We start from the raw sequence: 25,572 nt of genomic DNA, 5'->3' as shown, positions 1-25,572 counted from the left end.
TCACTATATCGAACAGCGTACACTTGTTCAAGCACCATGAACAAACCCGCCCCCCGCCCCACCCCGACCGAGCCTCCACGCATCGGCGCTGCGCTGGCTGCGCTGCGTGAACAGCAGGCGCTCTCGCTGGACGAGTTGTCGCGCCGCGCCGGCGTCAGCAAGAGCATGCTGTCGCAGATCGAACGCGCCCAGGCCAACCCGACGGTGGCTGTGGTCTGGCGCCTGGCCAATGCGCTGGGCGTGCCGCTGACCGACCTGCTGCAGGCCGCCGAGGTGCCCGCCACGCCGGCCATCACCACCGTGGCCCGCCATGCCACGCCCACGCTGCGTGGCGCCCAGGACGGCAATGGCAGCGGCTGCGAATTGCGCATCCTGGGCCCGGTGGACCTGGCCGGCCAGTTCGAGTGGTACGAGCTGCAGATGCAGCCCGGCGCGGCGCTGGAGAGTGACGCCCACGGCCCCGGCTCGCGCGAGCACCTGAGCGTGCTGACCGGCACGCTGTCGCTCACCGCCGGTGACAGCAGCGCCACGCTGGCGGCCGGTGAAACCGCGCGTTATGCCGTCGACCAGCCGCATGCCATCCGCAACCCCGGCCCGGGCGTGGCCACGGCGCTGCTGGTGGTGTTGCACGGTTGATCCAGCGTGCCCGGCGGGCCAGACCCCCTGCGGCACAATCCCGGCAACTTCGCGCGCCACCCCGGCCGCCACCCGCGCCACCCCATGAGCCTGGTCTTCCCGCACACCTTCATCCCGTGGTTCCGCGCCGTGGCGCCGTACATCCACGCCTACCGCGGCAAGACCTTCGTGGTGGGCCTGGCCGGCGAGGCGATTGCCGCGGGCAAGCTCAACAACTTCGTGCAGGACCTGGCCATCCTGCATGCCATGGGCATCAAGCTGGTGCTGGTCCATGGCTTCCGGCCGCAGGTGAATGAGCAACTGGCCGCCAAGGGCCATGCCAGCCGCTACAGCCACGGCCTGCGCATCACCGACGAGGTGACGCTCGATTGCGCCCAGGAAGCCGCTGGCCAATTGCGCTTTGAAATCGAGGCCGCGTTTTCCCAGGGTCTGCCCAATACCCCGATGGCCAATGCCACGGTGCGGGTGGTCTCAGGTAACTTTCTGACAGCGCGGCCAGTGGGCATCGTCGACGGCGTGGATTTCATGCATTCCGGCGTGGTGCGCCGGGTGGATGGCCCGACCATCCGCCGCGCCATCGACATCGGCGCGCTGGTGCTGCTGAGCCCCTTCGGTTTTTCGCCCACCGGCGAGGCCTTCAATCTGACGATGGAAGACGTGGCCACCGCCACCGCGATCGCGCTGCAGGCCGACAAACTGCTGTTCATGACCGAGATTCCCGGCATTGCCGAGGACCGCAGCGACCCCGACAGCGCCATCGACACCGAACTGGCCCTGGCCGATGCCAAACGCCTGCTGGCACAACTGCCGCCGCCAGCGCAGCCCACCGACACCGCGTTTTATCTGCAACATTGTGTGAAAGCCTGCGAAGCCGGTGTCGAGCGCTCGCACATCCTGCCATTCAGCGTCGACGGTGCGATATTGCAGGAGGTATTCACCCACGATGGCATCGGCACCATGGTGGTGGACGAGAAACTGGAATCCCTGCACGAGGCCACCGCCGACGACGTGGGCGGCATCATCCAGCTGATCGAGCCCTTCGAACGCGACGGCACCCTCGTGCGCCGCGAGCGCACCGAGATCGAACGCGACGTCGCCAACTACACCATCATCGAGCACGACGGCGTCATCTTCGGCTGCGCTGCGCTCTACCCCTACCCCGAGGCGCGCACCGGCGAGATGGCCGCGCTGACGATCTCGCCGCAGGTGCAGGGCCAGGGCGACGGCGAGCGCATCCTCAAGCGCATCGAGCAGCGCGCCAAGGCCGCCGGGCTCGACAGCATCTTCGTGCTGACCACCCGCACCATGCACTGGTTCATCAAGCGCGGTTTCGTGCAGGTCGACCCCGACTGGCTGCCCGAGGCGCGCAAGCGCAAATACAACTGGGACCGGCGTTCGCAGGTGCTGGTCAAGAAACTCTGAACCCGACCCAACCCGCCACAGGAGAGCCCCATGGCCCGCACCGTCCAATGTGTCCATCTGAAGAAAGAGGCCGACGGCCTCGACTTCGCACCCTATCCCGGTGAACTGGGCAAGCGCATTTACGCCAACGTCAGCAAGGAAGCCTGGGGCCTGTGGCTCAAGCACCAGACCATGCTGGTGAACGAGAATCGGCTGAATCTGGCCGACCAGCGCGCCCGGCAATACCTGGCGCGGCAGATGGAGCGATTCTTCTTCGGCGAGGGCGCCGACCAGCCCACCGGTTATGTGCCGCCGGCCGCCTGAAGCCTGACGCCAAAACCGCAGGCACTGCAGAGATGATTTTCGATATACTCGCTCCGTTGTCTCATCCACCGGAGCCGAATATGTCCTCTCTGCAAGACCTGTTGGCGCAGCGCGCTGAAATCGAAAAGAAGATCGCCGATGTGCAGCGCGAAGAACGCGCCACCGCCATCAACAAGGTGCGCGCCATGATGGCCGAGTTTGGCCTGACGGCTGCCGATATTGCCGGCAAGGCGCCGGTGGTGCGTGCTGCCAGTGCGGCCAAACCGGCCAGCAAGGTGGCCGCCAAGTACCGCAACGCCGCCACCGGCGAATCCTGGACCGGCCGTGGCCTGCAACCCAAGTGGCTGAAGGCCGCTCTGGCTGCCGGCGCCAAGATCGAGGATTTCACGATCTGATCCCGCGTCGGGGCAACCCGGCCTGCAAGCCCGGCCCCGGCCGGGCTTTGTCGTCTTTGCAGCGCGCGCCGGCCGCCACCGCGGCATGACCACCCACACCGGCGGCCCCGGATGCGCGCGCAGCCGCTAGCATCGGTGCCCGCCTCTGCGGGCCATTCACCGGCGCCCGCCGGACAGCCGCCACCGCCACCATGCATCCAGCCACCCCTGCACTGCCGCCCGCCTGCTGCGGCCGCCGACCGGCATGACGCGCTGGTGGTGGCGGTCGCTGCTGGTGGCCGGCACCTACCTTGCGGCCGGCCGCCTGGGCCTGGCGCTGGAGAGCCCCTCGCCCTTCGTCAGCGTGTTCTGGCCGGCCCTGGGCGGCGCGCTGGCGGTGCTGGTGCGCTGGGGGCCGGGTTATGTTCCCGCGCTGTTCGTCGGCGCGGCGGCGCTGCAGCTGTCGGTGGGCGCGTCGCCGGGGTTGGCGCTGGGCATTGCGCTGGGCAACGCCGCCGGGCCCTGGCTGGCCTCCCGCTGGCTGCTGCGCGCCGGCTTCAACCCGCAGCTCACCCGACGGCGTGACCTCTGGCTGCTGCTGGGCGCCGGTGGCCTGGGCGCCACCGCCTTCACCGCACTGAACGGCGCCAGCTGGCTGGCCGCCACCGGCCGCATCGCGCCGCCGGCCTGGCCGTTGACGGTGCTGCAATGGTGGGCCGGCGACACCCTGGGCCTGCTGGTGGCCGGTGTGCCGCTGCTCACCCTCGGCCGCCGCAGTCTGGCCAGTGCGCTGGCGGCGCAGCGCCGCCATCTCAGCCTGGGGCTGCTGGCGGCGGCAGCAGCGCTGGTGGCCGCCAGCCTGGTGACCACACCCTGGCTGGGACTCGGTGCACTCGCCCTGTTGCTGGGCACGCCGGTGGCCCTGAGCGCCGTGGCCATGCGGGCCGGTCTGGCCACCGCGTCGGCCGCGGTGCTGGTCATGTCGATGGCGCTGGTGGCGGCCACCGCCGCCGGCCTGGGTCCGTTCGCCCAGCTCGACCAGCTGCAGCCAGGCAACGGCCAGCTGCTGCTGTGGGCCACCTCGGGCGCCATGGCCGTGCTGATGCTGGTGGCCCATGCCCTGACTGGCGAGCTGGTGCGGCTGGACGAGCGCTGGCAGCTGGCACTGGCCGGCTCCGACCTGGGCGTGGCCGACTGGAACCTGCGCACCGGCGAGAGCTTCACCTCGGCCTGCTGGCGTGCCCTGATGGACGATCCCCACGGCGCCCAGGGCCGCAGCCTGGCGCACTGGCTGGACCAGGTGCATGCCGACGACCGCCCGGCGCTGGACGCCGCGCTGGCACCGCAAACCGCGCCCGCCAGCCCCGGCCTGCAGCGCGAGCTGCGGCTGCGCCGCGGCACCGGCTGGCACTGGTTCGACCTGCACCTGAGCGTGGCCGAGCGCGACGACGACGGCAAGCCGCTGCGGGTGGTGGCCTCGCTGGCCGACGTGGGCGAGCGGCACGACGCCGCCGACCGCCAGCAGCTGTCGTCCAGCGTATTCATGCACCTGCACGAAGGCCTGGTGGTCACCGATGCCGACCTGCGGGTGCTGGACGCCAACCCCACCTACTGCCGCATCGTCGGCATCCCGCGCGACGAGCTGCTGGGCAGCGTGCCGTCGCTGCTGCGCCCGGGCCTGGCCGACGGCACCCAGCGGCCGCAGCAGGCCAGCCTGTTTGCCGCGCTGCGCAGCCAGGGCAACTGGGTGGGCGAGGTGGTGGAACGCCGCCGCAACGGTGACCCGTGCGCGCTGCACATCACCGTCAGCACGGTGCACGGGCCCGACGGCGCGCTGCGGTACCACGTGCTCGTGGTCAGCGACGTGACCGAGCAGCGCCTGCAGCGCGAGCAGCTGGAACGCCAGACCTACTTCGACGAGCTGACCCGCCTGCCCAACCGGGCGCGGCTCAGCCAGCTGTTGGCCGAAGCCATGGCCGCCACCGACCGCGACGGCTACCTGCTGGCGGTGTGCTACCTCGATCTGGACCACTTCAAGACCGTCAACGAGCGCCACGGCCATGCCGCCGGTGACCTGTTCCTGGCCGAACTGGCCAACCGCCTGCGCAGCGCGCTGCGCGTGCGTGGCACGGTCTGGTCCGACGCGGCCGCGCGGCTGGGCGGCGACGAGTTCGTGCTGCTGCTGCGCGCCGGCACGGTGGACGAGGCCCGCTCTGCGGTGGAACGGGTGCTGCGTGTGGTGGCCCAGCCGGTGGTGGTGGGCCCCGGGGTCGCGCCGGAGACGGTGACCGCCAGCGTCGGCGCCACCGTCTACCCGCTGGACGCCAGCGATGCCGACACCCTGCTGCGCCATGCCGACCATGCGATGTATGGCGTCAAGCAGAGCGGGCGCAATGGCTTCCTGTTCTTCGACCCCGAGCACAGCCGCCGCACCGAGGAACGGGTGAGCGCCATCGGCAGGGTGCAGGATGCGCTGGACCGCCATGAGCTGGTGCTGTACTACCAGCCCAAGGTCGACCTGCGGCGCGGCGCGGTGCTGGGCTTCGAGGCCCTGCTGCGCTGGAACCACCCCGACAAGGGCATCGTGCCGCCGGCGCACTTCCTGCCGCTGATCGAGCACACCGGCCTGTCGGCCCGGGTGGGCGACCATGTGCTGGCCCGCGCACTCGACCAGCTGGAGGCCTGGCAGGACGCCGGGCTGGACCTGTCGCTCAGCGTCAACATCACCGCCCGCCACCTGCAGGAGCCCGACTTCGCCCAGCGCCTGGGCGAGCTGCTGGCCCGCCATGCCCGGCCGCTGGGCCCGCGGCTGGAGCTGGAAGTGCTGGAGACCGCCGCCTTCACCGACATCGGCTTCACCAGCGCGGTGCTGGAGCGCTGCGCCCGCCTGGGTGTGCGCTGGGCGCTGGACGACTTCGGCACCGGCTATTCCACCCTCAACTACCTGAAGCGGCTGCCGGTGCAGGTGCTCAAGATCGACCGCAGCTTCGTGCACAACATGCTGGGCGACCCGCAGGACCTGGCCATCGTCGAGAACGTGATCAACCTGTCGCGCACCTTCGACTGCCTGGTGGTGGCCGAGGGCGTGGAGACCGCCGCCCAGGCCCGCGTGCTGCTGGACATGGGCTGCGAGATTGGCCAGGGCATGGGCATCGCCCCGCCGATGCCTGCCGAGGCGGTGCTGCCCTGGGTGCGCAACTGGAAGGGCCTGTTCGCGCTGACCACCGCGCCCGCCGCCAGCCTGGCCAACCCCGAGGGCGGCGGCCAGGTGGTCGACGACCTGCCGCCGCCCCGCGGCCTGGCGGGCGACTGAGCCACCCCAGCCGGCCCCGGCGGGCCCGACTCGCTAGACTCGGCCGATGCTCCCCACCGGCTTCATCCAGGACCTGCTGTCCCGCGTCGACATCGTCGAGGTGGTGGGCCGCCATGTCGAGCTGAAGAAGGCGGGCATCAACCACAAGGGCCTGTGCCCATTCCATGGCGAGAAATCGCCCAGCTTCATCGTCAGCCCGTCGCGGCAGACCTACCACTGCTTCGGCTGCGGCGCCCACGGCGATGCCATCCGCTTCCTGACCGAGCACCACGGCATGGGCTTCATGGACGCAGTGCGCGACCTGGCCCAGCAGGTGGGCCTGGCCGTGCCGGAGAGCACCGCCACGCCCGAGGACCGCGCCCGTGCCGAGGCCGAGCGCGCCCAGCGCGCCACCTTGAGCGATGTGCTGGCCAAGGCCGCCGACCACTACAAAGGTGCACTCAAGGCCAGCCCGCGGGCGGTGGCCTACCTGAAGAAGCGCGGCCTGACCGGCCAGATCGCCGCCCGCTTCGGCCTGGGCTATGCGCCCGAGGGCTGGCGCACCCTGGCCGGCGTGTTCCCGGACTACGCCGACCCGCTGCTCACCGAGAGCGGCCTGGTCATCACCAGCGGCGGCGAGGCCGACGGCGGCGGCGAGGAAAAGCGCTACGACCGCTTCCGCGACCGCATCATGTTCCCGATCCGCTCGGTGCGGGGCGAGGTCATCGGCTTCGGCGGCCGGGTGCTGGATGTCGGCGAGCCGAAGTACCTCAATTCGCCCGAGACGCCGGTCTTCCACAAGGGCCAGGAGCTGTACGGCCTGTACGAGGCCCGCCAGGGCCTGCGCGCCAAGGGCTATGCGCTGGTGGTGGAGGGCTACATGGACGTGGTGGCGCTGGCGCAGTGGGGCTTCCCCAATGCGGTGGCCACGCTGGGCACGGCCTGCACCGACGAGCACGTCAGCAAGCTGTTCCGCTTCACCGACACCGTGGTGTTCAGCTTCGACGGCGACGCCGCCGGCCGCCGCGCCGCCGGCCGGGCGCTGGAAGCCGCCCTGCCGCATGCCACCGACACCCGCAGCGTGCGCTTCCTGTTCCTGCCGGCCGAGCATGATCCCGATTCCTACATCCGCGAGCTGGGCCCCGAGGCCTTCGATGCCGCCGTGGCCCAGGCCGTGCCGCTGTCGGCCCAGCTGATCGCCCATGCCGGCGCCGAGTGCGACCTGGCCACGGCCGAGGGACGCTCGAAGATGCTGGCCCAGGCCGGCCCGCTGGTGGCCCTGCTGCCAGAGGGCCTGCTGCGCGAGCAGGTGGTGCAGACTTTGGCCCAGCAAGGCGGCATGGCCGCCGAGGTGCTGCAGGCGCACTGGGCCCGGCGCAGCGGCGGCCGGCGGCAGGCACCGGCTGCGGCCGCTGCCGCCGAACCGGCCAGCGACGGCAGCGCACCGCGGCGCCAGCCGCCGCGCGCGCCGCAGGCATCCGGCCGCCGCAATCCGCAGACCGCCACCCGGCTGGACCGCGCGGCCTGGCTGGTGGCCCGCCACAGCGAGCTGTGGGCCCAGCTGCCCGATGCCAGCCATGCGCTGCTGTGCGACCAGCCGGCGCCGCACGGCCTGTTCTTCAGCGGTGTCGAGCGCCTGCTGCAGGACCACGGCGCGATGACGCTCGACGCCCTGCTGACCGACCTCGCCGCCCTGCCCGAGGCCGAGGCCATCGCGCCGCTGCTGGCCCGCATCCGCGCCGACCATGCGCTGGACCCCGATCCACCGACGGCCGACCTGGGCACGGTGCTGGGCCAGATCGAGTTCACCGAACTGTCCGACCAGCTCAACCTGCTGATCCAGTCAGGCGAACTGTCGGAAGACGACCAGCGCCACATCCGCGCGCTCTACGCCCGGCAGGCGGCGCTGAAGCTGGCCGGCGCGGCGGCCTGAGCGGGCGCGTCGACGTCGACTTTGACGCGCCGGCGGAAATTGGCCGATAATGTTGGATTGGTTGCATCGGCAAGAGTGACAGCAGCACCTCCGGTCCTGGCCACCCCTGACACGGGTCCGCAAACGCGCTAAGGCCAACACCCCCCGCAAGGGCTGCGCTTCAACAACGTCCACGCCAGCTTGCCCGACCAAGCCTGGACCACCCGCCTCCCGTCTGACCGGGCGCCCGGGAACACGCTGCGCATGCCCGCGCGGTGCCTGTTCACGTGTGCCGGTCAACGGCATCGCATGGCTGGCCCGGCTGGCCGAACGCCCCTGCTGCCACACCGAATCCCCGCCGATCACCCGCGATAGGACCCGCATGACCGCCAAGAAGACCGACGCCACCGCCGACAAGGCCACCGACCCCAAGGCCAAGACCGCCGCCGCGAAGCCTGCGCCCAAGGCCGCTGCCAAGCCGGTGGCGGAGGCGGCCAAGCCGGCCGGCAAGGCGGCCGTCGTCGAGGCCAAGCCCGCCAAAGCCAGCGCCAAGCCGGCCAAGGCCGATGCCAAGGCCGAGAAGCCCGCGGCCAAGGGCAAGGCCAAGGCCGAGCCCAAGAAGACCGAGGACGACGATCTGGGCGACATCGAGGCCGACTTCATCGAGCCCGAGGCCGAGGTCGAAGCGGTGGCCGACGAAGGCACGGTCGAGGTCGAGGCCAAGGCCAAGCCGCTGCGCATGAAGGTCAGCCGTGCCAAGGAGCGCGCGCTGATGCGCGAGTTCGGCCTGGACGAGACCACGCTGACCGAGGAAGAAGTCGCCAAGCGCCGCCTGGAGCTGAAGACCCTCATCAAGATGGGCAAGACGCGTGGCTTCCTCACGCACCAGGAGATCAACGACCACCTGCCCGAGAAGCTGGTGGACAACGAGATCCTGGAAGCCATCGTCTCGATGCTCAACGACATGGGCATCGCGGTGTACGAGCAGGCGCCCGACGCCGCCACCCTGCTGATCGCCGGTGGCAGCACCACCACCGCGACGGAAGAAGAAGCCGAGGAAGCCGCCGAGGCCGCGCTGTCCACCGTCGACAGCGAATTCGGCCGCACCACCGACCCGGTGCGCATGTACATGCGCGAGATGGGATCGGTCGAGCTGCTCACCCGCGAGGGCGAGATCGAGATCGCCAAGCGCATCGAAGGCGGCCTGCAGTCGATGATGCAGGCGATCTCCGCCTCGCCCAAGACCATCGCCGAGATCCTGTCGATGGCCGACCGCATCGGCGAAGGCAAGATGCAGATCTCCGAAGTGGTCGACGGCTTCGTCTCCGATGACGAGGCCGACGACTACGTGGCCGAGGAAGACTTCGACGAATTCGACGAGGAAGACGACGACGACGGCAACGGCGGCAGCAAGGCGCTGACCAAGAAGCTCGAAGAACTGAAGAGCCAGGCGCTGGAGCGCTTCACCCTGGTACGCACCCACTTCGACAAGATGCGCAAGGCCTATGAGAAGGACGGCTACAACTCGCCGGCCTACCGCAAGTGCCAGGAGCAGCTGACCGGCGACCTGATGACCATCCGGTTCACCGTCAAGACCATCGAGCGGCTGTGCGACGTGCTGCGCTCGCAGGTCGATGACATCCGCCGCTTCGAACGCGAGATCCGCAAGATCGTGGTCGACCGCTGCGGCATGCCGCAAGACCACTTCATCAAGACCTTCCCGCCCAACATCCTGAACCTGCAGTGGGCCGAGAAGGAAGTGGCCGCCGGCAAGCCCTTCAGCGCCATCATGGGCCGCAACCTGCCGGCCATCCAGGAACTGCAGCAGAAGCTGATCGACCTGCAGAACCATGCAGTGGTGCCGCTGGACGACCTGAAGGAGATCAACCGCAAGATGAATGCGGGCGAGAAGTCGAGCCGGGATGCCAAGAAGGAGATGATCGAGGCCAACCTGCGGCTGGTGATCTCGATCGCCAAGAAGTACACCAACCGCGGCCTGCAGTTCCTCGATCTGATCCAGGAAGGCAACATCGGCCTGATGAAGGCGGTGGACAAGTTCGAATACCGCCGCGGCTACAAGTTCTCGACCTACGCCACCTGGTGGATCCGCCAGGCCATCACCCGCTCGATCGCCGACCAGGCGCGCACCATCCGCATCCCGGTGCACATGATCGAGACGATCAACAAGATGAACCGCATCAGCCGGCAGCATCTGCAGGAGTTCGGCTTCGAGCCCGACGCCCCGACCCTGGCCGAGAAGATGGAGATCCCCGAGGACAAGATCCGCAAGATCATGAAGATCGCCAAGGAGCCGATCTCCATGGAGACGCCGATCGGCGACGACGACGACAGCCACCTGGGCGACTTCATCGAGGACACCAACAACACCGCGCCGATCGAGGCCGCGATGCAGGCCGGCCTGCGTGACGTGGTGAAGGACATCCTCGACAGCCTGACCCCGCGCGAGGCCAAGGTGCTGCGCATGCGCTTCGGCATCGAGATGTCGACCGACCACACGCTGGAAGAAGTGGGCAAGCAGTTCGACGTGACCCGCGAGCGCATCCGCCAGATCGAGGCCAAGGCCATCCGCAAGCTCAAGCACCCGAGCCGCTCGGACAAGCTGCGCACATACCTGGACAACCTGTGATCCGGATTCGTCTCTGACGATGTCAAGGCCTCCTTCGGGAGGCCTTTTTCATGCCCCGCTGATGGCTGCTGCGCCACCAGGGCCCCAAGGATTTCACGATTAAACTGCCTGGCATGACGCGCATCGCCGAGCGCACCGTGCTCTTCGCCGACCTCCGGGGCTCCACCGCTCTCTATGAGACGCTGGGCAATGCCGAGGCCACCTCGGTGGTCACGCACACGGTGGCGGCCCTGGGCCGGGCGGTGCCGGCCTGCAGCGGCACGCTGATCAAGACCCTGGGCGACGGCCTGATGGCGGTGTTCCCCAGCCCGGCCGACGGCTTGCAGTCGGCCCAGCAGATGCACGAGGAACTCGACGCCCTGGTCAGCCGCGGCCGCGAGCGCGGCGCATCGCCCGGCCTGCGCGGGCTGCGCCTGCAGGTGGCCCTGGCCCGCGGCGAGGTGGTGGAGATGGGCGGCGACTGCTTCGGCGATGCCGTCAATGTCTCGGCCCGGCTGATCGACCATGCCAGCGACAACGAGACCCTGATCACCGCCGAGGTGCTGGCCGGCCTGCCGGCCGAGGCGCAACCGCGCTTCCGCTCGCTGGGCTGGATGCACCTGCGCGGCCGCGCCGAGCCGGTGCAGGTGCATGTGCTGGGCGGCCGCCGTGGCGCCGACATGCCGCCCACGCAGTTCGGCTTCGTCACCAACACGCTGGAGCCGGAGGCGGTGCGCCTGATCTGGCTCAATGCCAACGAGGTGTTCGACGGTGACCGCATGCCGGTGGTGCTGGGCCGCAGCCCGCAGGCGCATTTCCGCGTCGACGACAGCCGCGTCTCGCGCTCGCACGCACGGGTCGACTGGCATGGCGGCGTGTTCCAGCTCACCGACCTCAGCTACAACGGCACCTATGTGCGCTTCGGCAGCGGCGACGAGGTGGTGACCCTGCGGCGCAGCAGCTGCACCCTGCACGGCGCCGGCTCGATCGGCCTGGGCGGCTCGCCGCTGGACCCGCTGGCGCCCTGCGTGCGCTTCGAGTTGCTGAGCTTCACCGACACCGTCCCGCACCGGCCCTGACGGCGCCTGTGTCCACGGCCCGGCAGGCCTGCCAGGCATTTGACCCGCGCGCCCCGGCCTCGCAGCGGCTTCGCTGACAATCGCCCCCCATGACGTTTGCGCCCGAACCACCGTACCGCCATGGCAGTGCTCCGCGCACCGCCGTGCTGCTGGTCAACCTGGGCACGCCTGACGCCCCGACACCCGCCGCCCTGCGGCGCTACCTGGCCGAATTCCTCTGGGATCCGCGGGTGGTCGAGATCCCGCGGCCGCTGTGGTGGCTGATCCTCAATGGCGTGATCCTGCGCACCCGGCCGGCCAAGTCGGCGGCCAAGTACGCATCGATCTGGACCGAGCAGGGCTCACCGCTGCTGCACTGGTCGGCCCGCCAGGCAGAAGCGCTGCAGGCCGAGCTGGCCGGCCGCGGCCACACCGTGCTGGTGCGCCACGCCATGCGCTACGGCGCGCCGTCGATCGCCAGCGTGCTCGACGGCCTGCAGGCCGAGGGCGCCACCCGCGTGCTGGTGCTGCCGCTGTACCCGCAGTACGCCGCCGCCACCACCGCCAGCACCTTCGACGCGGTGGCCGGCTGGGCGCAGCGGTCGCGCCGCATGCCCGAGCTGCGCTTCGTCAACCGCTACCACGACGACGCCGGCTACATCCGCGCGCTGGCCGCCAGCGTGCGCGAGCACTGGGCCCTGCACGGCCGCGGCCAGACCCTGGTGATGAGCTTCCATGGCGTGCCGGCGCGCAGCCTGACGCTGGGCGACCCCTACCACTGCGAATGCCACAAGACCGCCCGCCTGGTGGCCGAGGCGCTGGGCATCGGCCGCGACGGCTACATCGTCACCTTCCAGAGCCGCCTGGGCCGCGCCAAGTGGCTGGAGCCCTACACCGAGCCCACCGTCAAGCAACTGGCCGAGCAGGGCATCAAGCGCATCGACGCCATCTGCCCGGGCTTTGCGTCGGACAACCTGGAAACGCTGGAAGAGATCGCGATGGAAGCCAAGGAGGCCTTCCTGCATGCCGGCGGCGAGCGCTTCGACTTCATCGACTGCCTGAACGACCGGCCCGACTGGATCGGCGCGCTGGCCGACCTGAGCCTGCAGCACCTGCAGGGCTGGCCGCTGGGCGCGCCGGTGGCCGACGACGCCCAGCGCCAGCGGGCGCTGGCGATGGGCGCGGCCGACTGATCAGGCAGCCCGGCGCCGGCCGTCAAGCCACCTGACGGCGGCGGGCCAGCCAGCCCAGGCCGGCCAGGCCGGCCAGCAGCATGGCGGTGGTGCCCGGCTCGGGCACCGGGGCGGCGGTGAAGTCGCTGGCGCCCGCTGCGGCGCTGAAGCTGAAGCCCTGGATGGTGTAGTCCTCGGCGCTGGCCTTGAAGCCCACGTCGCTGAAGAAGGTGGCGTCCAGCACGCCCAGGCTGCCATCAGTGCCCTTCACCTGGAAGAAGGTGTCGGTGGTGAACAGCTCGCTGTTGTTGAACTCGACCGGATTGGTGTCACCCAGGAAGCGGAACTCGATGTTCAGGCCCGTCAGGTCGAGCGGCTGACCCGCATTGAAGATCACCTGGTCGGTCTTGAAGCCGCCCTTGCCGTCGGACTCCACCTCCAGGATCATCCGGCTGTCCTTCTCCGCGATGAAGCCGCCGTTGATCTCCAGCCGGCCCGGCGAGGTGCCCGGCGCGAAGATGCCGCGGTTGGTGACCGTGCCGTTGATGGTGCCGGTGCCACCCAGGAACCCGTTGGTGCCGATGACGATCTGGTCGGCATTGAGCGTGCTGTTGATCAGCACGAAGGTGCCGGTACCCCCGTCGGTGTCGCCGGTGTCGGTCCTTCGGGCGCCGACGCCCACCCAGCCCGCGGTGATGCTGGAACCCTCGGACATGATCACCGTGCCGTCGCTGCCGCTGTTCCGGGCGATGTGCAGCACGCCCGTGCCCTGGTCGATGCTGCTGCCGCCGCGCAGGCGCAGGAAGCCGCTGCCTTCGCGGCCGACTGTCAGGCTGTTCAAGCCCGGCTGGCTCTGCAGTGCGATGCGCGAGCCACCGGTCAGCGTCACGCTGCCTTCGCCGTTGGCGAAGTTGCCGGATCCGCCGATGGACATGCTCACGCCCGAGCTGCCGAGGTTCGACAGCGTCACCTGGCTGGCGTTGGACAGCGTCACCACACCGATGCCACCGCCATTGCCGATCGAGAAGAATGCACCGGATTGCGTCCCGCCTGTCTGCTGGCCGGAGAAGGACAGCGTGGCCGCATCGACCTTGAGCACGCCGACGCCACCCGAGCGGCCGACGTGCATGCCGTTGGCGCTGACAGAGGCGCCGTTGGACACCGTCAACTGGCCGTTGCTCTGGGGCCCCATGGCGACACCGACGAAGGTGTCCCCGCCGGTCAGCCGGATTTCGGAGCCCGCGCCGGTGACCGTGGCAATGCCCTTGCCACCGATCTCTGTGTCGTTGTAGCCGCCGATGATGAGGGACGTGGAGCGCCGGTGGTCCGGCGTCGACACGGCGCCGCCTTCCATCAACAGCTTGCCGCCGGCGCCGATGTTCAGCGTGCCGTTGCCCTCGCGGCCGATGGAGACGAACGGGTTGCGGGTTTCAGTGGCACCGCCGCCCGGGGTGTTGGAGATGCCGGTCAGCTGCACCAAGGAGCCCGCACCCTGGATGTTCAAGGTGCCGGACGAGGCGGCATCGCGGCCGAGCTGCAAGCTGTTGCCGCCTTGCCGGTACTCGGTCGCCTCGACCAGCAGCCGGCCACCGTTGAGTACGTTGACCGTGCCGGTGCCGTTGCGGCCGATGTCCATCGCCGCGTTCTGTGACGTGCCCGACGGCTGGTTGGCCACCGCGCTGGCCCGCGAGTTCAGGCGCACCCAGGAACTGGCACCGTCGATGGTCAGCACGCCAGTGGCGCCGTCGCGGCCAACCGCCGAGTACCAGAGACCGTCGACAGAGCCGCCGTCGGTCACCAGCAGGTTGGCGGTGCCGCGCTGCCGCGCGAGGTTCAGAACGCCCGCCTCGCTGCTGAACAGCAGCTGCGAGCCGGCCCCGGTGATGACCATGTCGGTGCGGCCACCGGCCAGGCCCGAGCGGCTCGTGCCGCCATTGGTGAGGTTGACGTAACTGATGGTGTCGTTGGGCCCGTTCAGCTCGATCACACCGCCGTCACTCACCCGGATCGTGGCCCAGGCGTTGCTGTCGTTGGCGGTGATGATGCCGGCCTGGCCCTCGCCCACCGCGCCGGTGGCGTGGTTCAGCACCGCCTGGCCACCTGTCACCAGCCAGCGCGACCCGGCGCCGCTGACATTGACCTCGGCGATGTTGCGCTCGAAGCCAGTGGCATTGGTGCTCCAGTGACGCGGGCCGATGGTGGCGCGGTCGGTGCTGAGCAGTGCACCGCCGGTCACGTTGACCGTGCCACGGGTGGTGCCGCCCGGCGTGCCGTAGGTGTAGCCATCCAGTCCCAGGATCGCCAGGCCGGGCTGGGCCACGTAAAGGTTCTGGCCGATCAGCACCTGGGTGCCGGCGCCGGTCACGTTCAGCGTGGCGTTGTCACCAGCGGCGGCGCCGACAAAGGTGTCGCAGTAATGGAACGCCAGCAGGCAGGGCGCCTGGTTGCCACGGGTGGACAGCAGCGCACCGGCGCTGACGGTGAGCTGGCCGTTGCCCCAGTCGCCGACCAGCAGCCGTTGGGTCTGGCCGAAGTTGCCGACGCTCAGCAGTTGCACCTGCGTGCCGCTGCCGGTGATCAGGCCGGTGCCATTGCCCACGCCGCTGCCTGCCCCGAACGACAGGCGCGCCAGCGACAGGAACGAGCCGTTGTCGATGGTCAGGCTGCCGGTGCTGCTGCTGCCCGAGACGGTGCCCACCCACGCGACGGTGCCGGGCAATGCCGTGTCGCCAGGCCCGAGCACGGACGCTGGATTGGTCCCGACATTGCCGGTGACGGTGACCGCCGCCTGGGCTGCAAACGCCGCCACCACGGCGGCCGACAGCGCGGTCAGGCGGATGGCGAGACGGGTCACGGATCGTTGCATGAGGTTCTCCTGCTGGTGAAGAACTTCACATTAGTCAATCCACCGCCCCATGCATCCGTGATATTCACGAGATGCGCGCCAAACTCAGGGTTGTCCCACCCCCGCGATCAGGTGCTTCAGGCGGCTGCGCGCCGCCGCTTCAGCGCCGCCAGCGCCCGCGGCAGCACCAGCACTGCCAGCACCACCAGCAGCAGGAACAGCGACATCGGCCGCTCCAGGAACACGCTCCACTTGCCCTCGCCGATGCTCAGCGCATTGCGCATCTGCGCCTCGGCCAGCGGTCCCAGGATCATGCCCACCACCACCGGCGCGGTGGGGAAGCTGTAGCGCCGCATCACCACGCCCAGCAGGCCAATGGCATACAGCAGCACGAGGTCGAAGGCGCTCTGGCGCATGCCGTACACGCCCACGGTGGCGAAGATCAGGATGCCGGCGTACAGCGGCGGCTTGGGGATCTTCAAGAGCTTCACCCACAGGCCCACCAGCGGCAGGTTCAGGATCAGCAGCATCACGTTGCCGATGTACAGGCTGGCGATCAGCGCCCACACCAGCGCGCCGTTGGTGTCGAACAGCTGCGGCCCTGGCTGGATGCCGTAGTTCTGGAACGCGCCCAGCAGGATGGCGGTGGTGTTGCTGGTGGGGATGCCCAGCGTCAGCAGCGGGATCAGCGTGGCGGTGATGGCCGCGTTGTTGGCCGCCTCGGGGCCGGCCACGCCCTCGATGGCACCGGTGGTGCCGAATTCCTTCTTGTGCGGGCTCAGCTTCTTCTCGGTGGCGTAGCTCAGGAAGGTGGGGATCTCGCTGCCGCCGGCCGGGATGGTGCCGAACGGAAAGCCGATGAAGGTGGCGCGCAGCCAGGCCGGCCACGAGCGGCGCCACTCGCTGGCCGTCATGTGCACCTTGCTCATCTTGTTCTGGGTCTCGACCACGCGGCCCTGGTAGAGCACCGCGTACAGCGCCTCGGCCACGGCGAACAGGCCCACCGCGATCAGCACCACTTCCAGGCCGTCCATCAGCTCGGGCACGCCGCCGGTGTAGCGGGCCTGGCCGGTGATCTGGTCGATGCCCACCAGGCCCATCGCCAGGCCGATGCCCAGCGCGGTGAGGCCCCGCAGCGTGCTCTGCCCCAGCACGGCGCTGACGGTGCAGAAGGCCAGCACCATCAGCAGGAAGTACTCCGGCGGGCCCAGCTTGACCGCATGGGTGGCGATCAGCGGCGCCAGGAAGGTGACGCCCAGCGTGGCGATGGTGCCGGCCACGAAGCTGCCGATGGCCGCGGTGGCGAGTGCCGCACCGGCGCGGCCGTGTTTGGCCATCTTGTTGCCTTCCAGCGCCGTCACCATCGACCCGGCCTCGCCAGGCGTGTTCAGCAGGATGCTGGTGGTGCTGCCGCCGTACATCGCACCGTAGTAGATGCCGGCGAAGAAGATCATGCTGGCGGTGGGCTCCACCTTCAGCGTGATCGGCAGCAGCATGGCCACCGCAGTGGCCGGGCCGATGCCCGGCAGCACGCCCACCGCCGTGCCGATGGTGCAGCCCACGAGCGCCCACAGCAGGTTGATCGGCGTGCCGGCGGTGATGAAGCCCTGCAGGAGGTTGTTCCAGACGTCCATCACAGCCAACCGGTTTGAGTGAGCCCTGGCAGGTTGATCGCCAGCGCCTGGGTGAACATCCAGAACACCGGCGCCGAGATGACCATGCCGATCAGCGCATCGGTGATCCAGGCGCGGACGCTCATGTCCAGCCGGCCCTCGGCCGACTTGAAGCCGCGCACCGCCAGCACGAAGCACAGCGCGCAGCTGAGGATGAAGCCGATGGTGGTGATCAGCGCCGCGTTGGCCAGGATGCCCGCACTGACCCAGACGAAGCCCGGCCAGTGACCATGCTCGGCACCGTCCAGGTCGTCCATCTGGCGGAAGCCGCCGCTGTTCGCTTCCCAGGCCAGGAAGCCGCCGCACAGCAGCAGGCCGATGGCCACCACCCAGGGCAGGAAGTTGGGGCCGACGCCGGCATAGCCGGCCGCCGACGGGATGGTGATGGCGCCAGCCACCAGCAGCAGGCCGAGCGCGACCACGCCGCCCGCCACTGCGGACTGGCGCAACACCATCCCGGCCATCAGAGCATCCCGCTCTTGGCCATCACCGCCCGCAGGCTGGCGAATTCATCGTCGACGAACTTGTCGAAGGCCGGGCCGGTCATCAGCGCCGGCGTCCAGCCGTTCTTCTCCAGCGATTCGGCCCAGGCCTTGCTCTTGGTGGCCTTGACGATCATCTCGGTCAGCGCCTTGCGCTGCTCGGGCGTGATGCCGGGGGCACCGTAGACGCCGCGCCAGTTGCCGATCACCACGTCGATGCCCTGCTCCTTCAGCGTGGGCACGTCGATGCCGGCCAGGCGCTTGTCGGAGGTGACGCCGATGGCGCGCATCTTGCCGGTCTTGATGTACTCGGCGAACTCGCTGTAGCCGCTGCCGCCGATGGTGACGTTGCCGCCCAGGATGGCGGCGGTGGCCTCACCGCCCCCCCGGAAGGCCACGTAGTTGATCTTGCTCGGGTCCACGCCCACGGCGCGCGCGATCATCGCCGCGGCGATGTGCTCGGTGGACCCGCGCGAACCGCCGCCCCACTTCACGCTGCCGGGGTCCTTCTTCATCTGCTCGACCACGTCGGCCATGGTTTTCAGCGGCGAGCTGGCCGGCAGCACGAACACGTTGTACTCGCTGGTCAGGCGGGCGATCGGCGTCACCTTGTCCAGCGACACCGGCGGCTTGCCGGTGATGATGCCGCCCAGCATCACCGCGCCCATCACCATCAGCGCATTGGCGTCGCCCTTGCTGCCGTTGGCGAACTGCGCCAGGCCGATGGCGCCGGCCGCGCCGCCCTTGTTGTCGTAGCTGACGGTGGCCGCGGCCTGGGCATCCTGCAGGGCCTTGCCCAGCGCGCGGCCGGTGGTGTCCCAGCCGCCGCCCGGGTTGGCCGGGATCATCATCTTGAGGTTGGCGGCATTGGCCAGCGCGGCCTGCGGCAGCACGCCGGCGGCCGCCAGCGCGGCCATGGAACGGAGGAAGGTGTCGCGACGCATCGGGGGTCTCCTGGGTTGGCGGTGCCCGCCGTCTGGGCGGCGGGGTTGGGCACGGTGCACTGGCCGGTCGTCCGGCAGTTCGCGGATGATCGCGGCCCTGGCTGTCGAACGGCTGTCCGCCACCCCCGGGGAAACACGGGGCCGGGCGGAAACCCGCAGCCGCCACGCCACACTCCCGCCATGAAGTTGCTGCTGATCGAAGACAACCCCAGCATGCAGGCCACGCTGCAGCGCAGCTTCGAGCGGCGCGGCATCAGCGTCACCACCTGCGGTGACGGCCTGCGTGCGCTGGACCGCTGGCGCGCCGCCCTGCCCGACGTGGTGCTGCTGGACCTGAGCCTGCCCGGCCGCGACGGCCTGCAGGTGCTGGCCGATGCCCGCGCCGAGGGCCTGGCCACGCCGGTGATCATCCTCACCGCCCGCGGCACCGTGGGCGACCGCATCCTGGGCCTGAACACCGGCGCCGACGACTACCTGCCCAAGCCCTTCGACCTGGACGAGCTGGAAGCCCGGGTGCGCGCGCTCGCCCGCCGTGGCAGCGCCGGCGCCGCCGACCCACGGTCCGAAGCGCCCGTCTTCTGCGGCTTGCGTGTCGACGGCGAATCGGGCGCCGTCTACCACCAGGGCCAGCCGATGGAACTGGCGCCGCGCGAGGGCGCGCTCCTGCGTGCCCTGCTGGCCCGGCCCGGCCAGGCGGTGGCCAAGGAGCGGCTGTTCGAACTGGTGTTCGCCGGCGAGGCCGAGGTGCAGCCCGACGCGATCGAGGTGGTGGCCTACCGGCTGCGCAAGAAGCTGGCGGCCACGCAGGCCAAGCTGGTCACGCTGCGCGGTCTGGGGTACCTGCTCAAGGCCGAGGCCTGAATTGCCGACCTGGCCCTTGGTCCATCGCCTGGCCGGCCTGTCCATGCGCAGCCGGCTGCTGGCCGGCATCCTGCTGCCGGTGGGGCTGCTGGTCGCCCTCAACACCTTCAGCTTGTACCAGCAGGCCCAGCGCGCGGCCAACACCGCGTACGACCGCACCCTGCTGGCCTCGGCCAAGGCCATCGGCGAGCTGCTGGACGTGGGTGGCACGCCGGCGCGGCCGCAGCTGCTGGCCACCGTGCCCTACGCGGCGCTCGAGGCCTTCGAGGCCGACAACCGCAGCCGCATGTTCTTCAAGGTCAGCGGCTTCCAGGGCGAGATGGTCTCGGGCTTCGACGACCTGCCGGCCTGGCGCGGCCGCCTGCCCGACAAGGGCATCTACGCCGCGCTGGTGGACTTCTACGACGACCGCTACCAGGGCCAGCCGGTGCGGGTGGCGGTGCTGCTGCAGCCGGTGTCGGGCCAGATCGGCCAGGGCATGGCCACCATCCAGGTGGCCGAGACGCTGGAGCTGCGCCAGACCCTGGCCCGCCAGGTGCTGCTGGACACGCTGTGGCGCCAGGCCGCGCTGCTGGCGGTGATCGCCGTGGTGGTGTGGGCGGTGGTGCAGCAGGCCACGCGGCCGGTGCGCCAGCTGAGCGAGGCCATCGAGGCCCGCGAAGCCGATGACCTGTCGCCCATCGAGGCGCCGCAGGCCCCGCGTGAGCTGGCGCCGCTGATCGCCGCCACCAACCATGCGCTGCAGCGCCAGGCGCGGCTGCTGGCCCACCAGCAGCGCTTCGTGCGCGATGCCTCGCACCAGCTGCGCACGCCGCTGGCGGTGCTGAAGCTGCAGGTGCAATCGGCCCAGCGGGGCGATCTGCCGCCGCAGCAGGCGCTGGCCGAGATCGGCCACACCGTGGACGGCGCCACCCGCCTGGCCAACCAGATGCTGGCCCTGGCCAAGGTGGAGCAGTTGCGCCAGCAGGGCGACGCGCCGGTGCTCGACTGGGCCGACACCGTGCGCGAGGTGGCGCTGGACCTGGCACCGCTGATCGCCGATGCCGGGCTGGACTTCGAGCTCGACACCCAGCCCGCGCCGGTGCGCGGCCATGTGTGGGCGCTGCGCGAGCTGGTGCGCAACCTGCTGCACAACGCGCTGAAGCACAGCCCGGCCGGCGGTGGCCTGCAGGTGCGCCTGGCCGCCGACGGCGCCGAGGCGGTGCTGACGGTGGCCGACAGCGGCCCCGGCATCGCCGACGCCCTGCGGCCACGGCTGATGCAGCCGTTCGTCGGCGGCGGCGGCCCGGGCAGCACCGGCCTGGGCCTGGCCATCTGCCGCGAGATCGTGCAGCAGCTCGGCGGCACGCTGGTGCTGGACAACCGGCCAGCGGCCAGCGGCGGCATCGCCGGTCTGGATGCGGTGGTGCGGCTGCCGCTGGCAGCAGCCGGCATGCCGCCGGGCGACAATCCCGCCGGATGAGCCGTTCCACCCCCGACGAGAAACCCGCGCTGGCCGCCATGCGGCTGGACAAGTGGCTGTGGGCCGCCCGCTTCTACAAGACGCGGGCGCTGGCGGTCGACGACATCGACAAGGGCCGGGTGCAGGTCAACGGCCAGGTGGCCAAGCCCTCGCGCGATGTGCGGCCGCAGGACACACTGGTGGTCCGCCAGGGCCCGGTGACCCGCACCGTGGTGGTGCAGGCCCTGAGCAACCTGCGTGGCCCGGCGCCGGTGGCCCAGGCGCTGTATGCCGAGACGGCGCAGAGCATCGCCGCCCGCAGCCAGGCGGCCGAGGCGCGCCGGCTGGCCGCCGAGCCGGCGCTGGCCATCGTGCAGGGCCGGCCGACCAAGCGCGACCGGCGCGACCTGGACCGCACCCAGCAAGGCTGGCAGCGCTGGAGCGCGTCGATCGACGACGCCTGAATCGGCGTCTCTGCTGCACAAATGCGCCGGTTGTGGGCGCCATTTGCTGCAAAAACCCCTCTTGAACTGCGGGATCGTGGCCCCAGATGCCAAGCGACCGTGTTCAACCCCTTCAAGAAAAACCGCAAAGCGACCGCCATGACGACGCCGGAGAACGACCCCGCGACCGCCGCAGCCACGCCCCAGGACACCACCCTGCCCCCTGCTGCCGACACCCCCGCCGAGCCCGCCGCGCCCACGCTGGAGCAGCAGCTGGCCGAGGCCCAGGCCAAGGCCAGCGAGGCGTCCGACGCCTTCCTGCGCGCCAAGGCCGAGGCCGAGAACACCCGCCGCCGCGCCGAAGAAGAGATCAGCAAGGCCCGCAAGTACGCGGTGGAAGCCTTTGCCGAGAGCCTGCTGCCGGTGATGGACAGCCTGCAGGCGGCCATCGCCATGCCCGAGGCCAAGGTGGAGACGGTGCTCGAAGGCGTGCATGCCACCCTGCGCCAGCTGAGCGCCGCGCTGGAGAAGAACAAGGTCGTGCCCATCGCCCCGCCGCCGGCCACCAAGTTCGACCCGCACCAGCACCAGGCCATCAGCATGGTGCCGGCCGACCAGGACGCCAACACCGTGGTGGCCGTGCTGCAGAAGGGCTACCTGATCAACGACCGGGTGCTGCGCCCGGCGCTGGTCACCGTGGCCGCGCCGAAATGACCGGCCCGTGACCGCCAGCTGATCCAAGACAAACCAACGGCCGGCCGGGCTTGAAAGCCACCGCGCCAGCCGCACCTCCAGACCATCCAGATTCACTCCGCAGGAGCACAACACCATGGGCAAGATCATCGGCATCGACCTGGGCACCACGAATTCGTGCGTGGCCATCATGGAAGGCAACACCACCAAGGTGATCGAGAACAGCGAGGGTGCACGCACCACGCCGTCGATCATCGCCTACCAGGAGGACGGTGAAGTCCTCGTCGGCGCCAGCGCCAAGCGCCAGGCCGTCACCAACCCGCGCAACACGGTGTATGCCTCCAAGCGCCTGATCGGCCGCAAGTTCACCGAGAAGGAAGTGCAGAAGGACATCGAGCTGATGCCCTTCAAGATCGCCGCGGCCGACAACGGCGACGCCTGGATCGAGGTGCGTGGCAAGAAGATGGCGCCCCCGCAGGTGTCGGCCGAAGTGCTGCGCAAGATGAAGAAGACCGCCGAGGACTACCTGGGCGAGGAAGTGACCGAGGCCGTGATCACGGTGCCGGCGTATTTCAATGACTCGCAACGCCAGGCCACCAAGGATGCGGGCCGCATCGCCGGCCTGGACGTCAAGCGCATCATCAACGAGCCCACCGCCGCGGCCCTGGCCTTCGGCCTGGACAAGCACGGCAAGGGCGACCGCAAGATCGCGGTGTTCGACCTGGGCGGCGGCACCTTCGACATCTCGATCATCGAGATCGCCGATGTCGACGGCGAGAAGCAGTTCGAGGTGCTGTCGACCAACGGCGACACCTTCCTGGGTGGCGAAGACTTCGACCAGCGCCTGATCGACTACATCGTGGCCGAGTTCAAGAAGGAACAGGGCGTCGACCTGACCAAGGACGTGCTGGCCCTGCAGCGCCTGAAGGAAGCCGCCGAAAAGGCCAAGATCGAGCTGTCCAGCAACTCGCAGACCGACGTCAACCTGCCCTACATCACGGCCGATGCGTCGGGCCCGAAGCACCTGAACATCAAGCTCACCCGCGCCAAGCTGGAAAGCCTGGTCGACGAGCTGATCAGCCGCACCATCGAGCCTTGCCGCGTGGCGGTGAAGGACGCGGGCGTGAAGCTGTCGGACATCGACGACGTGATCCTGGTCGGCGGCATGACCCGCATGCCCAAGGTGCAGGAGAAGGTCAAGGAGTTCTTCGGCAAGGAGCCGCGCAAGGACGTCAACCCCGACGAAGCCGTGGCCGTCGGTGCCGCCATCCAGGGCCAGGTGCTGGGCGGCGAGCGCAAGGACGTGCTGCTGCTCGACGTCACCCCGCTGAGCCTGGGCATCGAGACGCTCGGCGGCGTGATGACCAAGATGATCAAGAAGAACACCACCATCCCGACCAAGTTCAGCCAGGTGTTCAGCACGGCCGACGACAACCAGCCGGCGGTGACGATCAAGGTCTACCAGGGTGAGCGCGAGATGGCCTCGGGCAACAAGAGCCTGGGCGAGTTCAACCTCGAAGGCATCCCGCCCAGCCCGCGTGGCCTGCCGCAGATCGAGGTGACCTTCGACATCGACGCCAACGGCATCCTGCACGTGGGCGCCAAGGACAAGGCCACCGGCAAGGAGAACAAGATCACCATCAAGGCGAACTCGGGCCTCTCCGAGGCCGAGATCGAGAAGATGGTGAAGGACGCCGAGGCCAACGCCGCCGAGGACGCCAAGAAGGTGGAACTGGTGCAGGCCCGCAACCAGGCCGACGGCATGGTCCACTCGGTGAAGAAGAGCCTCTCCGAGCATGGCGACAAGCTCGACGCCGGCGAGAAGGAGAAGATCGAGGCCGCGCTGAAGGAGGCTGAAGAAGCCATCCAGGGCGACGACAAGGCCGCGATCGACGCCAAGACCGAGGCGCTGATGACCGCCAGCCAGAAGCTGGGCGAGAAGGTGTATGCCGAGCAGGCCGCTGCGGCCGGTGCTGCTGGCGCCGCGCCCGGTGGCGACGCGCCCAAGGCCGACGCCGGCGCGTCCAAGCCGGCCGACGACAACGTGGTCGACGCCGAGTTCAAGGAAGTCAAGAAGTGATCTGCCGATATCCCGGACAGGCCCTGGGCCTGCCGTGATATCTCGCCGCGTTCGAACGTCAGACTGCCCTCTGCCGTTCAACGCGGCGGTTTTGTTTCCTACGTGCTGAGAATTTCACATGGCAAAGCGCGACTACTACGACGTGCTCGGTGTGCCCAAGAACGCCACCGAGGACGACATCAAGAAGGCCTACCGCAAGCTGGCCATGAAGTACCACCCCGACCGCAACCAGGGCGAGGGGGATGACGCGAAGAAGGCGGAAGAGAAGTTCAAGGAGGCCAAGGAGGCCTACGAGATGCTCTCCGACCCGCAGAAGAAGGCGGCCTACGACCAGTACGGCCACGCCGGGGTGGACCCGAACGCCGGCATGGGCCGTGGCGGCCCGGGCGCCGAGGGCATGGGCGGCTTTGCCGAGGCCTTCGGCGACATCTTCGGCGACATCTTCAACGGCGGCCGGCGCGGCGGCGGCGGCCAGCAGGTCTACCGCGGCAGCGACCTGAGCTACGCCATGGAGATCAGCCTGGAAGAGGCCGCCAACGGCAAGGACGCGCAGATCCGCATCCCCAGCTGGGACACCTGCGACACCTGCCATGGCAGCGGCGCCAAGCCGGGGACGAGTGCCAAGACCTGCGGCACCTGCAACGGCAGCGGCACGGTGCACATGCGCCAGGGCTTCTTCAGCATCCAGCAGACCTGCCCGCACTGCCACGGCAGCGGCAAGATCATTCCCGAGCCCTGCACCACCTGCAACGGTGCCGGCAAGATCAAGCGGCAGAAGACGCTGGAGGTGAAAATCCCCGCCGGCATCAATGAAGGCATGCGCATCCGCTCGGCCGGCAACGGCGAGCCGGGCACCAATGGCGGGCCGGCGGGCGATCTCTACATCGAGATCCGCATCAAGGACCACGACATCTTCGAGCGCGACGGCGACGACCTGCACTGCACCGTGCCGGTGTCGTTCACCACCGTGGCGCTGGGCGGCAGCATCGAGGTGCCCACGCTCAGTGGCAAGGCCGAGATCGAGCTGCCCGAAGGCACCCAGCACGGCAAGACCTTCCGCCTGCGCGGCAAGGGCATCAAGGGCCTGCGCAGCAGCTACCCGGGCGACCTGTACGCCCATGTGTCGGTGGAGACGCCGGTCAAGCTGACCGAGCACCAGCGCAAGCTGCTGAAGGAACTGGACGAGTCCCTGAAGAAGGGCGGCGAAAAGCACTCGCCCAACGCCAAGAGCTGGACCGACCGGGTCAAGGATCTGTTCAAGTGATCCGGTGATGCCCCAGCGCGGGCCGGAACTCGGGCGCAGTGCCACACTCCC

At 69.6% G+C, this 25,572-nt stretch carries 19 protein-coding genes; 15 read left to right on the top strand and 4 right to left on the bottom strand.

Features of this window, described 5'->3' with window-relative positions; genetic code table 11:
• The first annotated feature begins 36 nt into the window (after window positions 1-36).
• The 9 genes from FFT10_RS13565 (at window position 37) to hemH (ending at window position 12,816) form a co-directional block, all read left to right on the top strand.
• Window positions 37-636, top strand: a complete 600-nt coding sequence (locus FFT10_RS13565; protein WP_137733366.1) for a helix-turn-helix domain-containing protein — start codon at window positions 37-39, stop codon at window positions 634-636.
• 84 nt (window positions 637-720) lie between these two features.
• Window positions 721-2,058: an amino-acid N-acetyltransferase gene (gene argA / locus FFT10_RS13560; RefSeq protein WP_137733365.1), complete on the top strand. Its 1,338-nt coding sequence runs from the start codon at window positions 721-723 to the stop codon at window positions 2,056-2,058.
• Between the two features lie 30 nt (window positions 2,059-2,088).
• The gene (locus FFT10_RS13555) at window positions 2,089-2,361 is read left to right on the top strand and encodes an oxidative damage protection protein (RefSeq protein ID WP_137733364.1); all 273 of its coding nucleotides are present in this window, start codon (window positions 2,089-2,091) and stop codon (window positions 2,359-2,361) included.
• 32 nt (window positions 2,362-2,393) lie between these two features.
• On the top strand, window positions 2,394-2,756 hold the full coding sequence (locus FFT10_RS13550; RefSeq protein ID WP_306446572.1) for an H-NS histone family protein: 363 nt from the start codon (window positions 2,394-2,396) through the stop codon (window positions 2,754-2,756).
• A gap of 244 nt (window positions 2,757-3,000) precedes the next feature.
• Window positions 3,001-6,048 carry a bifunctional diguanylate cyclase/phosphodiesterase gene (locus FFT10_RS13545; RefSeq protein ID WP_137733363.1) on the top strand — a complete coding sequence of 1,016 codons (3,048 nt, stop codon included), beginning with the start codon at window positions 3,001-3,003 and terminating at the stop codon, window positions 6,046-6,048.
• Between the two features lie 46 nt (window positions 6,049-6,094).
• Window positions 6,095-7,960 carry a DNA primase gene (dnaG, locus tag FFT10_RS13540; RefSeq protein ID WP_137733362.1) on the top strand — a complete coding sequence of 622 codons (1,866 nt, stop codon included), beginning with the start codon at window positions 6,095-6,097 and terminating at the stop codon, window positions 7,958-7,960.
• Window positions 7,961-8,321: 361 nt separating this feature from the next.
• On the top strand, window positions 8,322-10,586 hold the full coding sequence (rpoD, locus tag FFT10_RS13535) for an RNA polymerase sigma factor RpoD (RefSeq protein WP_137733361.1): 2,265 nt from the start codon (window positions 8,322-8,324) through the stop codon (window positions 10,584-10,586).
• A 113-nt stretch (window positions 10,587-10,699) separates the two neighbouring features.
• Window positions 10,700-11,644, top strand: coding sequence for an adenylate/guanylate cyclase domain-containing protein (locus FFT10_RS13530; protein WP_137733360.1), 945 nt, complete (start codon window positions 10,700-10,702; stop codon window positions 11,642-11,644).
• An 89-nt stretch (window positions 11,645-11,733) separates the two neighbouring features.
• The gene (gene hemH / locus FFT10_RS13525) at window positions 11,734-12,816 is read left to right on the top strand and encodes a ferrochelatase (protein WP_137733359.1); all 1,083 of its coding nucleotides are present in this window, start codon (window positions 11,734-11,736) and stop codon (window positions 12,814-12,816) included.
• Between the two features lie 22 nt (window positions 12,817-12,838).
• Here the strand turns inward: hemH and FFT10_RS13520 are convergent, their stop codons facing one another.
• The 4 genes from FFT10_RS13520 to FFT10_RS13505 form a co-directional block, all read right to left on the bottom strand.
• Window positions 12,839-15,661 (bottom strand): beta strand repeat-containing protein, encoded by a 2,823-nt coding sequence (locus FFT10_RS13520; RefSeq protein WP_137733358.1) that lies wholly within the window; start codon window positions 15,659-15,661, stop codon window positions 12,839-12,841.
• A gap of 116 nt (window positions 15,662-15,777) precedes the next feature.
• Window positions 15,778-17,274: a tripartite tricarboxylate transporter permease gene (locus FFT10_RS13515; RefSeq protein ID WP_137733357.1), complete on the bottom strand. Its 1,497-nt coding sequence runs from the start codon at window positions 17,272-17,274 to the stop codon at window positions 15,778-15,780.
• Window positions 17,274-17,777, bottom strand: a complete 504-nt coding sequence (locus tag FFT10_RS13510; protein WP_373282515.1) for a tripartite tricarboxylate transporter TctB family protein — start codon at window positions 17,775-17,777, stop codon at window positions 17,274-17,276. Before FFT10_RS13510 ends, FFT10_RS13515 begins: the two co-directional genes overlap by 1 nt.
• The gene (locus FFT10_RS13505; RefSeq protein WP_137733356.1) at window positions 17,777-18,739 is read right to left on the bottom strand and encodes a Bug family tripartite tricarboxylate transporter substrate binding protein; all 963 of its coding nucleotides are present in this window, start codon (window positions 18,737-18,739) and stop codon (window positions 17,777-17,779) included. The genes FFT10_RS13510 and FFT10_RS13505 overlap by 1 nt, the downstream gene beginning before the upstream one ends.
• A gap of 180 nt (window positions 18,740-18,919) precedes the next feature.
• Here FFT10_RS13505 and FFT10_RS13500 point away from each other — a divergent pair, with 180 nt between their 5' ends.
• The 6 genes from FFT10_RS13500 (at window position 18,920) to dnaJ (ending at window position 25,521) form a co-directional block, all read left to right on the top strand.
• Window positions 18,920-19,600 carry a response regulator transcription factor gene (locus FFT10_RS13500; protein WP_137733355.1) on the top strand — a complete coding sequence of 227 codons (681 nt, stop codon included), beginning with the start codon at window positions 18,920-18,922 and terminating at the stop codon, window positions 19,598-19,600.
• Between the two features lie 43 nt (window positions 19,601-19,643).
• Window positions 19,644-21,062 carry a sensor histidine kinase gene (locus FFT10_RS13495; RefSeq protein ID WP_137733354.1) on the top strand — a complete coding sequence of 473 codons (1,419 nt, stop codon included), beginning with the start codon at window positions 19,644-19,646 and terminating at the stop codon, window positions 21,060-21,062.
• Window positions 21,059-21,505: an RNA-binding S4 domain-containing protein gene (locus FFT10_RS13490; protein ID WP_228027103.1), complete on the top strand. Its 447-nt coding sequence runs from the start codon at window positions 21,059-21,061 to the stop codon at window positions 21,503-21,505. Before FFT10_RS13495 ends, FFT10_RS13490 begins: the two co-directional genes overlap by 4 nt.
• A 138-nt stretch (window positions 21,506-21,643) precedes the next feature.
• On the top strand, window positions 21,644-22,198 hold the full coding sequence (gene grpE / locus FFT10_RS13485) for a nucleotide exchange factor GrpE (RefSeq protein WP_137733353.1): 555 nt from the start codon (window positions 21,644-21,646) through the stop codon (window positions 22,196-22,198).
• Between the two features lie 115 nt (window positions 22,199-22,313).
• Window positions 22,314-24,257, top strand: coding sequence for a molecular chaperone DnaK (gene dnaK, locus FFT10_RS13480; protein ID WP_137733352.1), 1,944 nt, complete (start codon window positions 22,314-22,316; stop codon window positions 24,255-24,257).
• 118 nt (window positions 24,258-24,375) lie between these two features.
• Complete coding sequence (gene dnaJ / locus FFT10_RS13475; RefSeq protein ID WP_137733351.1) at window positions 24,376-25,521, top strand: molecular chaperone DnaJ; 1,146 nt, start codon at window positions 24,376-24,378, stop codon at window positions 25,519-25,521.
• Window positions 25,522-25,572: the final 51 nt, after the last annotated feature.

The sequence above is a fragment of the Pseudaquabacterium pictum genome, assembly GCF_005403045.1.
Taxonomy (GTDB): Bacteria; Pseudomonadota; Gammaproteobacteria; order Burkholderiales; family Burkholderiaceae_C; genus Pseudaquabacterium; species Pseudaquabacterium pictum.
The sequence above is the reverse complement of the archived record's forward strand: the minus strand, read 5'-3'. Positions and strand labels throughout refer to the sequence as shown.

Excerpts from the sequence above, each read along its gene's own strand:
- FFT10_RS13565 (WP_137733366.1), top strand. The coding sequence starts at position 37 with ATGAACAAACCCGCCCCCCGCCCCACCCCGACCGAGCCTCCACGCATC.
- argA (WP_137733365.1), top strand. The coding sequence starts at position 721 with ATGAGCCTGGTCTTCCCGCACACCTTCATCCCGTGGTTCCGCGCCGTG.
- FFT10_RS13555 (WP_137733364.1), top strand. The coding sequence starts at position 2,089 with ATGGCCCGCACCGTCCAATGTGTCCATCTGAAGAAAGAGGCCGACGGC.
- FFT10_RS13550 (WP_306446572.1), top strand. The coding sequence starts at position 2,394 with ATGATTTTCGATATACTCGCTCCGTTGTCTCATCCACCGGAGCCGAAT.
- FFT10_RS13545 (WP_137733363.1), top strand. The coding sequence starts at position 3,001 with ATGACGCGCTGGTGGTGGCGGTCGCTGCTGGTGGCCGGCACCTACCTT.
- dnaG (WP_137733362.1), top strand. The coding sequence starts at position 6,095 with ATGCTCCCCACCGGCTTCATCCAGGACCTGCTGTCCCGCGTCGACATC.
- rpoD (WP_137733361.1), top strand. The coding sequence starts at position 8,322 with ATGACCGCCAAGAAGACCGACGCCACCGCCGACAAGGCCACCGACCCC.
- FFT10_RS13530 (WP_137733360.1), top strand. The coding sequence starts at position 10,700 with ATGACGCGCATCGCCGAGCGCACCGTGCTCTTCGCCGACCTCCGGGGC.
- hemH (WP_137733359.1), top strand. The coding sequence starts at position 11,734 with ATGACGTTTGCGCCCGAACCACCGTACCGCCATGGCAGTGCTCCGCGC.
- FFT10_RS13520 (WP_137733358.1), bottom strand. The coding sequence starts at position 15,661 with ATGCAACGATCCGTGACCCGTCTCGCCATCCGCCTGACCGCGCTGTCG.
- FFT10_RS13515 (WP_137733357.1), bottom strand. The coding sequence starts at position 17,274 with ATGGACGTCTGGAACAACCTCCTGCAGGGCTTCATCACCGCCGGCACG.
- FFT10_RS13510 (WP_373282515.1), bottom strand. The coding sequence starts at position 17,777 with ATGGCCGGGATGGTGTTGCGCCAGTCCGCAGTGGCGGGCGGCGTGGTC.
- FFT10_RS13505 (WP_137733356.1), bottom strand. The coding sequence starts at position 18,739 with ATGCGTCGCGACACCTTCCTCCGTTCCATGGCCGCGCTGGCGGCCGCC.
- FFT10_RS13500 (WP_137733355.1), top strand. The coding sequence starts at position 18,920 with ATGAAGTTGCTGCTGATCGAAGACAACCCCAGCATGCAGGCCACGCTG.
- FFT10_RS13495 (WP_137733354.1), top strand. The coding sequence starts at position 19,644 with ATGCGCAGCCGGCTGCTGGCCGGCATCCTGCTGCCGGTGGGGCTGCTG.
- FFT10_RS13490 (WP_228027103.1), top strand. The coding sequence starts at position 21,059 with ATGAGCCGTTCCACCCCCGACGAGAAACCCGCGCTGGCCGCCATGCGG.
- grpE (WP_137733353.1), top strand. The coding sequence starts at position 21,644 with ATGACGACGCCGGAGAACGACCCCGCGACCGCCGCAGCCACGCCCCAG.
- dnaK (WP_137733352.1), top strand. The coding sequence starts at position 22,314 with ATGGGCAAGATCATCGGCATCGACCTGGGCACCACGAATTCGTGCGTG.
- dnaJ (WP_137733351.1), top strand. The coding sequence starts at position 24,376 with ATGGCAAAGCGCGACTACTACGACGTGCTCGGTGTGCCCAAGAACGCC.